Here is a 12,925-nt window from a genome sequence, read left to right as displayed (position 1 = left end):
ACTTATGATCCCTAAAATGTCCACAATGCAAACGCCGAACACCCGAGAAGAGTTTGAGATCCGGGTGAACCTCACTTTGGAGCAGATGCGCTTAGGGCTGGTACATGCTGCCGATGGGGTCCGGGGTCAAGACAGCTTGGCGAACATCAGACACCTACCTAATGGTCGAGTCGATTTACTCAGTATTGACGAGATGGCAAGGGTGCAATTGAACACGGCATACCAAATGCAATCAGTAGATTTTTCCGATCTGATCAAAGGCGGCGATGTTGATTAGCGATACATCTAACGGAGTGGCAGCTGTGAGCTTTAAGGACAATCTGTAGTTTTCAAGTGATCGCGAGGGCGGTGATTCTGGTAGTGAAAAGGTTTTTTTGGGGGGGGCGGTGGCTTGGCTTGCGTTTTTGCGGTCACAGGCGCTCTCACAGCATCCTTGACCCAAGTCGGTGTCCAGATGATGAACTGGTTCTCGGTTGCCTGTGAGTTGCACTACGACTGGTGCAACGACATTGAAGGCTGGGCAACCTGCTGTCCCAACGCAATCCTAACTACCGCAACCTAATAAACAGCTACGCGGCTCTGACTGCCAAATCATCAGCCCCCGTAACGCAAAAAGCCTGCTGTGGTGCAGGCTTTGTGTTGCAAAATCGTTATGAAGGCGCGGTTCTCGATGTCGGGTTTGGCAGCAGATGAACAGGCGTCCGGCAAGGTGGCCAAGCACATCGCGTATCAAAGCTAAGCAGGCGCTGTCCAGTCCTCCGTGCCGATTTTAGGCCTGTCGCTTGCGGTGCATACCTGCCTGGATCACGTAAAGTGACCGGGGCAGACGTTGGTATGCTTCCGGCAAACTCTCCTAACAGGCTTCCGACTCCTTGCGGTTACACGGTGGGGGGCGGTCGGTGTTTTGCCAGCCATCAGTTTGAAGCTTTCGCGTCTGCAGCCAGGTCCCGTAGACATTGTTGGGTGAACTCAAGCTTCTCCGGTGTGATGATGCCCGGGTTCGCCTTCAACATGCTCCAGTATGTCGCTTTTATCCAGCCGTCATAGCAATGCGCGGTCTGGCCAGCCTGCATGCCCACTGCATACATTTTGGAAAGCGTGATCGTCAGAACGAAAAATACGGGTGCTATTAGCAGAATGCTCAGACCGGCCCTGTAGTAGGGCTTCAGGTACTTGGTGTACTCGCGCATCAGGAAGTAGATGTTCTCCTGGTGCTGCGTATATTGGGTATCCAGCGTGCGGATGGCGTCAAAGTCTGAAGCAGGAACCAGCACTTCGCGCTCGGGAGAAAACGGTGCTTTGCGCGTAGCCGCCAATCGTTGTAACTCGGCAAGTGAATCTCGCAATACGCGTACGCTGCCTTCACGGTCGATCAGGTCGCGATACGAAGCGTACTTGAAGACTGTTGGTGCCGTTGCCTTGTACACCAGGATGAAGGCAAAAAACGATAGGCCGCTCACCCAATACAAGTAGAGTTCGAAGGGGAGCAGATCTTGTTTGTTAGCGGCCTGAGAAACAGACAGTGCTAGAGGCACGATAGTCAATGCCACAGATATGAGCACCAAGGCCTTGCTGTTGGCGACCATAGACAGTATTTGCCAATCATGAGTCAAGGCCAGCTCCTTGACGTTGTAGACCCGGGCAATAAATATCACCGTGAGCAAAAGGCCGGGGATTATATAGTACTGCCAGGGGATTCCCTGCCCTAGGGAGTACTCGATCAGCAGTTTCGGGAGGACGGTAACGATTATTCCGATAACCAGCCCCAAGACTATTCGTACCCAGGGATGGTTCCACTTGTCGAGGCGTTTCTGGGTGGGATTTGGGTTAGTTTGCTGGTCGCAGGAGACTGACATTACTTCTTCCTTTTTGAATGGCTAAGCAACCGAGCATCTTGGGGGAGCTGGGTTATTTGCGGGCGGGGCCTTTCTTTACACTTAGGGTAGAGCGATTCCTAGATGGCATTGTGCCATTGAATGACGCCGGATGTGGTGCACCTGACATGGCGCAGTTGAACTGTGGGATTAACCAGTGGGTTCTAAGGTGGTGGTTCAGGCAGCGGAAAGGCTTCGGCTTGGCGATGATTTGCCTGGCGTCTTCGCGGCCACTGGCCGCTTCTACAGGGGTACTCAAGTACGACACAGCCCTCTGTGGGAATGGGCTCTACGCAGAGGCCCCTTCGTCTGGTGGAACTACAAAGATGCGAAGTCCTAGAGCGCTACAGAGTGCTACTTGTGCTTGATGCGATGCTTGTTCCAGATTCAGCTATAGTCGTTCTTCGGCCAGATCGGGGGCGATGTTCCTGAACAGGATGCACAGCTTCGATAGCGCAAACCAAAGGAGTTGGAATGAGAGTTGCGAGTCTGGAGATTCGAAATTTTCGGGGCATTCGCTACGGACATATTTTTTTCAAGCAGCACTCGGTGTTGATTGGCGCCAATAACACTGGGAAAACCACTGTAATCGAAGCGCTTACCCTGCTGTTCGGTCGTGAGCGTATGGTGCGTGAGCTGACCGAACACGATTTTTACCGTTCGGACCCTCAACCTGAGGACAGGATCAAGCTTGTAGCGACTGTTACAGGGTTCGAGTCTCAGGATCCGAGTGATCACTTGGACTGGTTTCGAGATGGCCGTGGAATCCCAAAATGGATTGATGAGGCCACTGGCATCGTTACTGCAGTTCAGACTGCACAGGCAAACATGCTGTGTTGCCAGATCGGCGCGCAGGCCTATTTCGATCAAGACTCCTTAACGGTCGAAATGGTCAGGTACTTCCATGATCATGACAATCCAATAGATCCATTTGCAGACGACACGCCTGTAGGCGTACCGCCGAAGCTAATCAAGGAGATGGGTTTTTACCTTGTGCGGGCTAGTCGAACTTGGGACAAGGTTTTCTCATGGGGGAGCGAATTATTCCGCCGAACCTTGCAGGCTGCAGCTGCTCAACCTTCGTCCGCAATACTTGCCGAGCGGGATCGATTGCGACGACCGGGAGCACCGATTGAGCAGGATCAGCAAATTGCTGCGCTAATCAGTAACGTAAATACTGAGCTCTCAAAATGCATACCCAACGCACCTTCTGTTCAGTTAAGGGTAACCAGCACAGACAGTCGCTCACTGCTGGACTCAGTTGCAGCGCATTTCGCGGTAGGCGAAGGTTTGGGCGTACCAGCTGCACGACAGGGAAGTGGGCTGATATCACTCCAAGGCCTGCTTTTGCTATTAGAGCTTGGTAGAGGCCGTGCGGAGGCCGGTGAGGGTTTCCTTATGGCACTCGAGGAACCTGAACTACACCTCCCACCTGCAGGCCAACAGCAATTAGTTCAACGTGTTCAAGCGCTATCCACTCAGACGTTCGTTACCACTCACTCACCGCTTATTGCGGCAGTGTCCGATCCGACTTCTGTCTTAATACTGCGTAATGTAGACGGACAGCTATCAGCGTTGCCATTCCTTCCTGAAAAACTTCCGCCTGAAGCACAAAACTGGCAGCGCAGATTTTTTCAGCAAAGCCGGGTGGATGTGCTGTCAGCGCTCATGCACCCATGTGTGCTAGTTCCAGAGGGGCGAGCTGATTTTCAATTATTGAAAACCGTCCTTCGCCCTTTGATGCTGAGCGAGGGCTGGTCTACTAGTATGGAAGCAATGTTCGGTCTTCAGGTAGGGGTAGTGCCTACGGAAGATGCGAAGGTTCTTGAAATTTACGAGCTTTTATCCAATGCGCACCAACGCGTGTGTTGTCTTGTGGATGGCGATGCAGATGGTCATCGTTACACTAGGGGATTACAAGCAACCCAAACCCCTCCACCGGTGATAATCCGGTGGAAAGATGGCGAAATGATTGAGGATGTCATCGGGTGGATTCTTCAGGCCGATGAAGAGCAAATGCTGTATGCCTTAAATGACGTACCAGCGGTGCCGCCCACTTCGGTCGCGGATATCGTGGCACACCTGAAGCAGAAGAAAATGGATGTGATTTGCTATGAAGCAGTAGCAGATGCGATCGTAAATTCTGCGCAATGTCGTGGCAGGGCTGCCGATCTGTTTAGTGCTTTGGCCCAGACCTGTGCAGCTCTTCCGAACCGCCATTTTGCCCAAAGCGAGGATGGTGCCTGGGTTTTCTACGAATGACGGTCAGATCCTTTTCAGGGCCCGCAGGCTGCGGCAAGACCTTTCAACTAATGGCCTCACTCACGACGCAGTTGGCAGACCAACCGTTGCTTGATGGCCAAAAGGTGCTCGCCCTCACATTTATGCACGGTTCACGGCGTAGGCTGGATGATCGCCTAGCCGGAGTCGTTGGGTTAAATCGTCGCTACGAATGTAGCACCCTCGACAGCTTCGCATGGCGGATAGTGAGTCGGTGGAGAGCTCTTTTGACCCATCTGGGCATGGAGTTTCCTCAAGTAGGAGCCTACGAGCAGATCTGCGCATTAGCCTCAGAGTTGATGGCTCGTGATGAGGTGGTTCGTTGGGTAGCCGGATCATTTCCCATCGTCGTCGTTGATGAAGCGCAAGACCTGACTCCAAGTCGACTCGCTATCGTCCAGTCACTCGCAGCCCATGTGGACTTACTCGTTGCGTCCGATGAATTTCAATGTCTTTTGGAGGAGCTTCGCCCGAATTTAGCGTGTGAATGGCTAGCTGCTGCCGGGAACGAGATCGCTCTGAATGTACCCCGAAGGACGAATGACCAAGATCTACTTGCTGCCGCAGGAGCGGTGAGATCTGGTCAAGCACCTCAAAGCGCCGGGCGCTTCAAGGTGGTTGCAACTGCCAATGCTGGATTGGCGGGTACGTGGATATCCAATGCGATTAGCTGGAACAGGGCGGGTAATAGAATCGCGATCATTACTCCTACGATGGGCACATTCGCCCATCAGGTTCGCGCATGGATAGAGACTCGTACGACCAATAGAGGGAATGGCCCGCATCGCGTTATCCTGGAACAGTCAGAGGCGGTTCGCTCTCGGGAGTTCATTGACACATTGGCGTTGCCTGATCATGCGAGCGCAGCGGAAGCCAGAGCACTGATGAGTGGGCAACCACGGAGTATCAACGAGGATTTTATTCGTTGGCTGGATAGACAGCGCAGAACCAAAGGGCGGAACACGTTTTCACGTCAAGAAATGGAAGAAACAATTCTCCAATCATTTTCGAGTCAACGACGGCTTGCCGGGAATGATGGTGCCGGGATCCGAATGATGACGGTGCACGCCGCAAAAAATCGGGAGTTCGATTTGGTTCTAGCGCTGTGGCCGGCTGCGATTGGAGGGGACGAGATCCAGAAACGTCGACTGCTTTACAATGCGATTACTCGTGCCAAAGGCCAGTGCCTAGTCTTGGTGCAAAGCACGAGAGCTATGGTGGCGCCACCATTTACCTACCGCCCTTAAGCCCTTCTAGTCTGGCGAAAAATAGGTATGTTGGCGGACGCTTACGAATAAGGTATAGGGAATTATAGAGCGATGCCCGGAGACCGGCGCATGGTTGGCAAACATCTCCGTTTACCGAAATAAAGTGAAGCACCGGGACCGCTCCAGCGGGATGTCTCAGTGCTATCGCTGTGGCGGCTTAGGCTGCATCGATACCCTGATGGATGAGCTTCTGGTTGGGCTTCTCATATATGAACTGGGACTGATGAGGCTCCCGGCTCGTATGGCTGGGGTGGGTAGAACACTTCGCCGGACGCATACAGCCTCGCTATTGGTAGATCATCGAGCCGAGGCAGCTACCAGACCCCAACCACAGTCCCATCCTTGAGCTTCACCGTTCTAATCTTCCCTTTCATCACCCTACCGTGATTGATGATGAAATGGGTTTCGGAGGCCTCTTGTACCAGTCAACGCAAGCCTTCACGACTTCGCGCTGGAAGCGGCTGTGTGAGAATCGCCTCCTGCTTTCGTAGACAGACACTACTGGCCGCTCTTGGTTGATTTCAGTCGATCACGACGGTTTGGAATCGACCCGATATAGCATTAACCAATGCCTACGCAACGATGAATCAGGCCTATGAAGACGGCAGTGATTCAGTCATGGCGTAGTTTGGAAGAACATCATCGATTCGTTCGACGTGTGCTCATAGGTTGAAGACAGCACGGCACTGAGCCGATCGCCCAACAGGTTCCAGGCACACTTCTTCTCTTCGGCATAGTCGTGATGCAGGTAGTGGCGTCTCACCCGAGAACCAGCCAGCACATGGTTTTGGCAACGGTCGATGATGTCCAGGCTAACCCCCAGGGCCTGCATCATGGTCGCGCCCGTACGGCGCAGGTCATGCGGCGTCCAGTCGCCGTTTTGGCCGTCGGCAAGGACCAGCGTGTCGTCGTGACGCCTTCTTGAGAGGGCCTTGCGGTTTTTGAACCGGGCCTGGCGATCGCCGACCTGTTTACTCACCACCTTTACGTCCACATGCCCGTCGTCCTGCTTGTTCGGAAAGCACCACTGGGAGTCTCCCGTCAGTGTCTTGAGCTCCTGAAAGAAATGCAGGGCGAAGGGGGAGAGGAAGACGTGGTGGTCCTGTTTCTTGCCCCGAGTGCCTTTGACGTTTTCGCTGGGGAGAAACCAGGTCTGCTGGTCCAGATCGATATTTTTCCATTCCGCCTGGAGCAATTCACCAATCCGGCACAGCGTGCCCAGGCTAATCCAGAGCGCGAGCTGCGTTTCCTTCTTTAGCGGTCGAATGCCGTCGTACTTTTGGCCCGCGGGGAGGGCGTTGTAATCGGCGGTCATTTGTTGGAAGCGGTTGTGCAGTTCCAACAGCTCAGTTGGGGAAAGGATGCGGCTTCTTTCGGCTTCGTAGTCGGCAGGGATCAATGGGGAGATGTCGACCAGCTCCGTCGGATCGCCCTCGACCAATAAGGCTCGCCAAGGTTGACGCTTTCTGGCCCAGCTGAACATCTGAGTGAGGTCGGCGAAGGAACTGATGGCTTGCCGGTGAGCACCACGGCTGACCACGGTGCGGATCAGCGCCCGAACATCGTGTTCGGAGACGCTGCTCACTGCGGTCTTGCCGAGTGCTGGCAAAAGGTCCTTGCTAAAGCGTCGTTGCAACTCGGCATTGCCGTCTTTACGCGCGACGCCATCCAACAGCCAGGCCTTGACCAGATCCTGGACAGTCAGCGTTTGTACCTTCGTCGTTTTTAGTTGTTCGGCCTCTACGTTAGCCGCGGCGTATGCCTGTGCTTTGGCGGTTTTCTTTTGCTCGTTGGGATTGATCTGCTCATCAATGAGCGCCCTGGCCTGGTTACGCGCCTTGCGGATGTCCGTCAGGGATTTGCGCGGCCAGGTTCCGCAGGCGTACTCTTTGTTCTGGTCGCCCCAGCGATAACGATAGAAAAAGCTGACCGATACACCGTCCTTGCGGGCTGAGATTCGACCGGCCAGATTGCCATCCTCCCGGAGGATTCGGCCGGCATCGTTGGGAGTCAGCGACTCGAGTTCTTTGATGGTGATTTTGGCCATAAAACGGACTCCCCCTACTTTTACCCCCACAAAAGCGTCGGCTCTTGATGGACGTTACTGGACTCTCGTAGAGCAGAACACCGCCGGAGCTCAAGTAAATACTAGCTTAGAAAAATCCAGAGTAAAATTTTGGAAGCTTTCAAGAAGTATGAAAAAGGAGATGGGGTGCTAGGGGTCGAGTGTTCGAATCACTCCGTCCCGACCATATTGTTCAATGACTTAGCCCAATCTGAAAAGGTTGGGCTTTTTCATGCGTGCTGCTTTTAGGTAACTGATTCAGGAATCTAAGCTTGAAGAGGTCTCTCGACAGTCCTACGACTCCAAAACAGAAATACTCAAAGGGTTTGCCACTGCTAATGAGGCAGCAGTGTCAGGATCACTACGACCGGTGAAGAAGCGCAAAAACTCGTGGTAAACGTACGACGTAAACTGCCGAGCGGCGCCTTGATGGCTTTTGCCGAGTGCTGAGGGTTGCTTTCAAGGTCAAGATCCGCAAAGCATAGCCGGGCCCAGCGCCGGGCTTCTTGATTCTGCCTACCGCTTCCCTGCTTGCTCATACACCGAACTGCGCTCTCGCTTGCCTACGGCCAGCACCAGAATAACAATCCTCTCATCCTCTACGCGATACACCAGCCGGTACCCGGCTCCGCGCAATTTGATCTTGTAGCAATCCTTCATGCCCTGAAGCGCATCACCTGGTACTCGCGGGCCTTCCTGCCGCTCCTGGAGCTTTTTCAGAAACTGGAGGCGTATAGTGCCGTCGAGCTTACGCAATTCCTTCAGCGCTTTCGGATCCCACTCGACTTCGTACTCAATGGCCATTGGCGATATCTGCCTGCGCCTCGCCAATCAGATCGTCGAGGGATACTCGAACGGGTGTTTCGTTGGCGTCGAGCCGAGCCTTGACCAGTTGCACCAGCTCCAGTTCGTCCAGGCGCTCTACCATCGCTTCGTAGACATTTGCCGGAACCATGTAGCCCATGACGCGGTTGTGGTTCAGTACGGCTACGGGCTGGCCGTTGGCGCCGCTCAAGACGGAGGAGGGATTCTTCTTGAGTTCGGAAACGCTCACCGCCACATCAGCCAGAATATTTTGCATAAACAAGACCCCTATATAGGTCTTTATTCTGGTCTTTTTGTTCGCTGGTTACAAGTGCATAGCAAATCTGCTCGAGCTTCTTGGTCGGTTACTTTCAGTGATTGTATTTTCTAAGTGGAGCCGGCTGAGTACGGAGATGTTTCTCGTCCCGCTCAGTGGGTCACTGCGCTGGGCGCTTGGATAAACAGGACGGGGAACTGGTGCACCCGAGACATCCCGGCGCAGGTAGTATTCATATACGGTTTTTCCGCGTCTAAGGATGAAAGTATCCGAGATGAAGGGTTGCATAACGCACCCAGCGTCTTGGAGAAACTCATGAGTTGTGAACAGCAAACCCCTACCCCCCATGCACGTGGCATTGATGTATCGCGCTGGCAAGGAGAGATCGACTGGCGTCGCGTCGCGTCAGCCGGTGTCACCCATGCCATCGTGAAGATGACCGAAGGGGGCACCTACACTGACCCTCGTTTTGCGGCTAATTTTGCCGGGATGCTGGCCAATGGTTTGACTGCGGGGGTTTACCACTACTTTCGTGCACTGAGCAGTACCCCTGGCGAACAACTGGCCAATATTCGGCAGCGGCTTTGCGAGGCCAACTTCGAGGTTGGGAAGCACATCCTGGCCATTGACGTAGAAACTTCGCGCAACGAAGAGGCGAGCCCGGATCAGATGGCCGATGCCTTGCACGAACTGGTAACGCTGCTCAGCACGCAAGTACTCGATGGTGCCCATCCCCACATTTACACGTCACCCAGCATCTGGGCTGACCGCGTGGCGTGGCGAAAGTACGATTTCAGCCCGTGCCCGTTGTGGATCGCCAACTGGGATGCCAAGCAGCCGACGGTGCCCGAAACCTGGAGTAGCCACGGCAAGAGCTGGCACTGGTGGCAGCACAGCAGCAAAGGCCAAGTCGATGGCATCCAGGGTGCAGTGGATCTGGATTGGGTCAAGCGCTGAAGGCATGAAAAAGCCCAACTTGAGACGGTTGGGCTTTTTGATGCGTAAGCGTTCAGGCTTCAGCCAGCCGACCGCGGTCGCTGGCTGAGGTACTCCACAAACGGCCCAATATCCGTACTGCACAGCAAATGCGCCACCTCACGCACCTCAGCCTCCGGCCAGTCCCACCAGGCGGATTGCTCGAGGATCAGCCGAGTCGGTTCATCAAAACGCCAGCGGATATGTTTGGCCGGGTTGCCGCCCACAATGGCGTAAGGCGCCACATCCTTGGTCACAATCGCGCCTGCAGCCACGACTGCGCCATTGCCTATCGTCACGCCCGACAGAATCTTTGCGTGAGAGCTGATCCAGCAATCATTGCCAATGATCACGTCGCCTTTGCTGCCACCAAAGTCGGTAATGTGCGCGAGGCTTTTCATCTTGGCGGGGAAGGGGTAGCAACTGAGCCAGTCGGTGCGGTGGTGACCACCCAAATACACTTCCACATTGCCGGCAATCGAGGTGTAGGCGCCGACACGCAGGGTCGTGCCTTCATGCCAGTCGTGCACCTTCAAGTCGCCGTAGGTACCTATCCCAAAGCTGTAGTTTGGATAGCGGTTGCGCAGTTTTTGCGTAGAGCGCTCCAACGGGGAGAGCGCGCGTATTGCCTTGCGCGCTTTTTTTTCGCGCCATTTACGCAATAGCTTCATGCGGTAAGCCTTTATGCAGAGATTGAAAACAGGCGACATCGTGAGCAATGGTTGCCCTCTATGCAAGACGAAGGCTTTATCTTCTGAAAAAATCGCCACCCCCTGTCCCTTTTTTGCGCCTCGCCTGTCATTCCAGGCAAGTGAACAAAATCGAGAGCTTCTCCCCATGCCCGCAGTCCGACCCATGCGCTTGCGCCCGTTGCTGAACCTGAGCCTGATGCTGAGCCTCAGTGCCAGCCCGTTATTTGTCCCGCTCAGCTATGCCGAAGACAGCACCGCCCGCCGCAGTTACCAGGTGCCGGCCGGTAGCCTGAGCGCTGCATTGACGCGCTTCGCCGGGCTCGCCGGGGTCAACCTGTCGGTGGACCCGGCGCTGGTCAGCGGTCGCAGCAGCGCTGGTTTGTCGGGTGAATACGGCGTGGAGGAGGGCTTTGCCCAGTTGCTGACGGGCTCGGGCCTGCAATTGCAACCGATGGGCGCGCAGGCCTACAGGCTGATGCCGGTGCCGGAAAACGGCAGCCTGCAATTGGCACCCACGTCCATCGTCGGCACTACTGGGTTGGCCGATGGCGATACCTACGCCGGTGGGCAGGTGGCGCGGCGTGGCTCGCAAGGCCTGCTCGGCTCGCGGGACTTTATGGAAACCCCGTTCAGCATGACCACCTACACCGCCGAGGCGGCCAAGAACCAACAGGCGCGTACCCTCGGCGACCTGGTCGCCAGCGACCCGTCGGTGCGCGCCACCAACCCGGCGGGCGGGCGCTACGAGCAGTTCACCATTCGCGGGTTCAGCCTGTTCAACAGTGATGTGGCCTACAACGGCCTCTATGGCGTACTGCCGACGTACACCATCGACATGGAAATGGCCGAGCGCGTCGACATCCTCAAAGGCCCGAGCCAGTTAATCAACGGCATCTCGCCGCGCGGCAGTGTGGGCGGCGGGATCAACGTGGTGCCCAAGCGCGCCACCGACAAGGACATTTCCTCGCTGACCGGCACCTGGGCGTCCGGCAGCCAGGCCGGTGGCGCGGTGGACGTGGGGCGGCGCTTTGGTGAGGAGAACAAATTCGGCATCCGTTTCAACGGCGTGAAGCAGTCCGGCGATACCGAATGGGATCACCAGAGCGTCGACCGTGAAATGGCCGTGCTGGGCCTGGATTTTCGCGGCGAGCGCCTGCGCCTTTCCACGGATGTCGGCCACACCGAGCGCGACACCGACGCGCCGCAAGAGCGTGTACAAGTCGGCGCCAATGCCAAGGTGCCGAGCGCCAACGACGTACGGCATAACTACGCACAGCCCTGGAGCAAAGCTCGTACCGATGACACCTTCGGCACCGTTAACGGCGAGTTCGACCTCAGCGATAGCGTCATGCTGTATGGCGGCGTCGGCGCACGTAAAAGCAACCACGACTTCTTGCGTCACGCGGTGTCCGTCACCAACAACGCCGGGGATTTCAGCGTATTGCCACGGGATTTCACCCGCGATGAAAACGTGCGCACCGCCACCGCCGGCGTGCGCAGTTGGTTGCATACCGGGCCGGTCAGCCATGAGATCAACCTGGCGGCCAGCTACTTCTACATGGACTTTGAAAACGGCGGCGCCCGTTACGCGGCGGCGCCGAGCAACCTGTACAACCCGGTAGAAACCCCAACCCCTTCACGGCCAACACGCCTGGATTCCAAGGTCTACACCGAGAACCGCTTCAGTGGCGTGGCGCTGTCCGATACCCTGGGCTTTTTCGACGAGCGTTTATTGCTGACCCTCGGCGCGCGCTGGCAGCGGGTCAAGGTCGATGACTGGACCGACAACGTCAAAGGCGCTACGGCCTACGATGAGGAAAAAGTCTCGCCCTCCGGCGGCATCCTGTTTAAAGCCACCGACAAACTGTCGCTGTACGCCAACTACATGGAAGGCCTGAGCCAAGGCAAAATCGCGCCGTCGACTTCGATCAACGAAGATGAAATCTTCCCGCCGTTTGTCAGCCGCCAGGTTGAAGTAGGCGCCAAATACGACGCCGGCGCGTTTGCCGTGACGGCAGCGGTGTTCCGTATCAAGCAGCCGGCCTACGAAACCAACGCCACTACACGGGTGTTCGGCCCCAATGGTAAACGCCAGAACGATGGCGTGGAGCTGAGCGTGTTCGGCGAGCCGCTCAAGGGCGTACGCCTGCTGGGTGGCGTGATGGTGATCGACAGCGAACTGACCCACACCACTAACGGTACTTTCGACGGCAACCGCGCGCCGGCCACGCCCAAGTACAACGTCAACCTGGGCGCCGAATGGGATGTGCCGACGGTGGAAGGCCTGACCCTGACCAGCCGGGGTATCTACTCAAGCTCCCAATACCTGGACCAATCCAACGTCAAGGAGATCGATGCCTGGACTCGCCTTGACGTCGGTGCGCGCTATGCCTTCAAGGTCGACGATAAGCACATCACCTTGCGGGCGAATGTCGAGAACGTCGCCGATAAACGCTACTGGAGTTCGGCTGGTGCTTCGGATGACAGTGAACCGGGCCTGACCCTGTCCACGCCGCGCACCTATTTGCTGTCGGCCACCGTCGACTTCTAAACGCAGGGGTTATGTGGGGAGGGCGAATAGGGGAGGTGCTCTGTGGGAAGCCCTATGTTGGAGGGCCAATGTGGGAGCTGGCTTGCCTGCGATACAGGCACCTCGGTCTGTCAGTAAGACCCGGTCGATGCTATCGCAG

General features: G+C 55.9%; 10 protein-coding genes and 1 pseudogene. 6 read left to right on the top strand and 5 right to left on the bottom strand.

What is annotated here, in order from left to right; all coding sequences use genetic code 11:
* Positions 1-4 precede the first annotated feature (4 nt).
* Positions 5-277, top strand: coding sequence for an AVAST type 1 anti-phage system protein Avs1c (gene avs1c / locus PSH96_RS18690; RefSeq protein WP_305454277.1), 273 nt, complete (start codon positions 5-7; stop codon positions 275-277).
* A 159-nt stretch (positions 278-436) separates the two neighbouring features.
* Positions 437-591: pseudogene (locus PSH96_RS18685) on the top strand (hydrolase); the annotation flags it as partial.
* A gap of 323 nt (positions 592-914) precedes the next feature.
* Here the strand turns inward: PSH96_RS18685 and PSH96_RS18680 are convergent.
* Positions 915-1,856 (bottom strand): hypothetical protein, encoded by a 942-nt coding sequence (locus PSH96_RS18680; protein ID WP_305454276.1) that lies wholly within the window; start codon positions 1,854-1,856, stop codon positions 915-917.
* A 492-nt stretch (positions 1,857-2,348) separates the two neighbouring features.
* On the opposite strand from PSH96_RS18680, the gene PSH96_RS18675 reads away from it, so the two are divergent.
* Both PSH96_RS18675 and PSH96_RS18670 read left to right on the top strand, forming a co-directional pair.
* The gene (locus PSH96_RS18675) at positions 2,349-4,136 is read left to right on the top strand and encodes an ATP-dependent endonuclease (protein WP_305454275.1); all 1,788 of its coding nucleotides are present in this window, start codon (positions 2,349-2,351) and stop codon (positions 4,134-4,136) included.
* Positions 4,137-4,381: 245 nt separating this feature from the next.
* On the top strand, positions 4,382-5,401 hold the full coding sequence (locus tag PSH96_RS18670) for an ATP-binding domain-containing protein (RefSeq protein ID WP_370694305.1): 1,020 nt from the start codon (positions 4,382-4,384) through the stop codon (positions 5,399-5,401).
* 637 nt (positions 5,402-6,038) lie between these two features.
* On the opposite strand, the gene PSH96_RS18665 is transcribed toward PSH96_RS18670, so the two are convergent.
* From PSH96_RS18665 to PSH96_RS18655, 3 genes are all read right to left on the bottom strand, one after another.
* The gene (locus PSH96_RS18665) at positions 6,039-7,469 is read right to left on the bottom strand and encodes a site-specific integrase (RefSeq protein ID WP_305454273.1); all 1,431 of its coding nucleotides are present in this window, start codon (positions 7,467-7,469) and stop codon (positions 6,039-6,041) included.
* A 534-nt stretch (positions 7,470-8,003) separates the two neighbouring features.
* Positions 8,004-8,291, bottom strand: a complete 288-nt coding sequence (locus tag PSH96_RS18660) for a type II toxin-antitoxin system RelE/ParE family toxin (RefSeq protein ID WP_370694304.1) — start codon at positions 8,289-8,291, stop codon at positions 8,004-8,006.
* A complete protein-coding gene (locus tag PSH96_RS18655) occupies positions 8,281-8,568 on the bottom strand; it encodes a type II toxin-antitoxin system Phd/YefM family antitoxin (protein ID WP_305454272.1) in 288 nt (95 codons plus the stop codon). The genes PSH96_RS18660 and PSH96_RS18655 overlap by 11 nt, the downstream gene beginning before the upstream one ends.
* Positions 8,569-8,883: 315 nt before the next feature.
* On the opposite strand from PSH96_RS18655, the gene PSH96_RS18650 reads away from it, so the two are divergent.
* On the top strand, positions 8,884-9,525 hold the full coding sequence (locus PSH96_RS18650) for a glycoside hydrolase family 25 protein (RefSeq protein WP_305454270.1): 642 nt from the start codon (positions 8,884-8,886) through the stop codon (positions 9,523-9,525).
* 59 nt (positions 9,526-9,584) lie between these two features.
* Here the strand turns inward: PSH96_RS18650 and PSH96_RS18645 are convergent, their stop codons facing one another.
* Positions 9,585-10,214, bottom strand: a complete 630-nt coding sequence (locus tag PSH96_RS18645) for a CatB-related O-acetyltransferase (RefSeq protein WP_305454269.1) — start codon at positions 10,212-10,214, stop codon at positions 9,585-9,587.
* A gap of 166 nt (positions 10,215-10,380) precedes the next feature.
* Here PSH96_RS18645 and PSH96_RS18640 point away from each other — a divergent pair, with 166 nt between their 5' ends.
* Positions 10,381-12,786: a TonB-dependent receptor gene (locus PSH96_RS18640; RefSeq protein WP_305454268.1), complete on the top strand. Its 2,406-nt coding sequence runs from the start codon at positions 10,381-10,383 to the stop codon at positions 12,784-12,786.
* Positions 12,787-12,925 lie beyond the last annotated feature (139 nt).

Origin of the sequence: Pseudomonas sp. FP2338 (assembly GCF_030687515.1) — a bacterium.
In the GTDB taxonomy this organism is placed as follows: Bacteria; Pseudomonadota; Gammaproteobacteria; order Pseudomonadales; family Pseudomonadaceae; genus Aquipseudomonas; species Aquipseudomonas salomonii.
Note: the sequence above shows the minus strand (reverse complement) of the source record. Positions and strands in the feature narration are given on the sequence as shown.

Excerpts from the sequence above, each read along its gene's own strand:
- avs1c (WP_305454277.1), top strand. The coding sequence starts at position 5 with ATGATCCCTAAAATGTCCACAATGCAAACGCCGAACACCCGAGAAGAG.
- PSH96_RS18680 (WP_305454276.1), bottom strand. The coding sequence starts at position 1,856 with ATGTCAGTCTCCTGCGACCAGCAAACTAACCCAAATCCCACCCAGAAA.
- PSH96_RS18675 (WP_305454275.1), top strand. The coding sequence starts at position 2,349 with ATGAGAGTTGCGAGTCTGGAGATTCGAAATTTTCGGGGCATTCGCTAC.
- PSH96_RS18665 (WP_305454273.1), bottom strand. The coding sequence starts at position 7,469 with ATGGCCAAAATCACCATCAAAGAACTCGAGTCGCTGACTCCCAACGAT.
- PSH96_RS18660 (WP_370694304.1), bottom strand. The coding sequence starts at position 8,291 with ATGGCCATTGAGTACGAAGTCGAGTGGGATCCGAAAGCGCTGAAGGAA.
- PSH96_RS18655 (WP_305454272.1), bottom strand. The coding sequence starts at position 8,568 with ATGCAAAATATTCTGGCTGATGTGGCGGTGAGCGTTTCCGAACTCAAG.
- PSH96_RS18650 (WP_305454270.1), top strand. The coding sequence starts at position 8,884 with ATGAGTTGTGAACAGCAAACCCCTACCCCCCATGCACGTGGCATTGAT.
- PSH96_RS18645 (WP_305454269.1), bottom strand. The coding sequence starts at position 10,214 with ATGAAGCTATTGCGTAAATGGCGCGAAAAAAAAGCGCGCAAGGCAATA.
- PSH96_RS18640 (WP_305454268.1), top strand. The coding sequence starts at position 10,381 with ATGCCCGCAGTCCGACCCATGCGCTTGCGCCCGTTGCTGAACCTGAGC.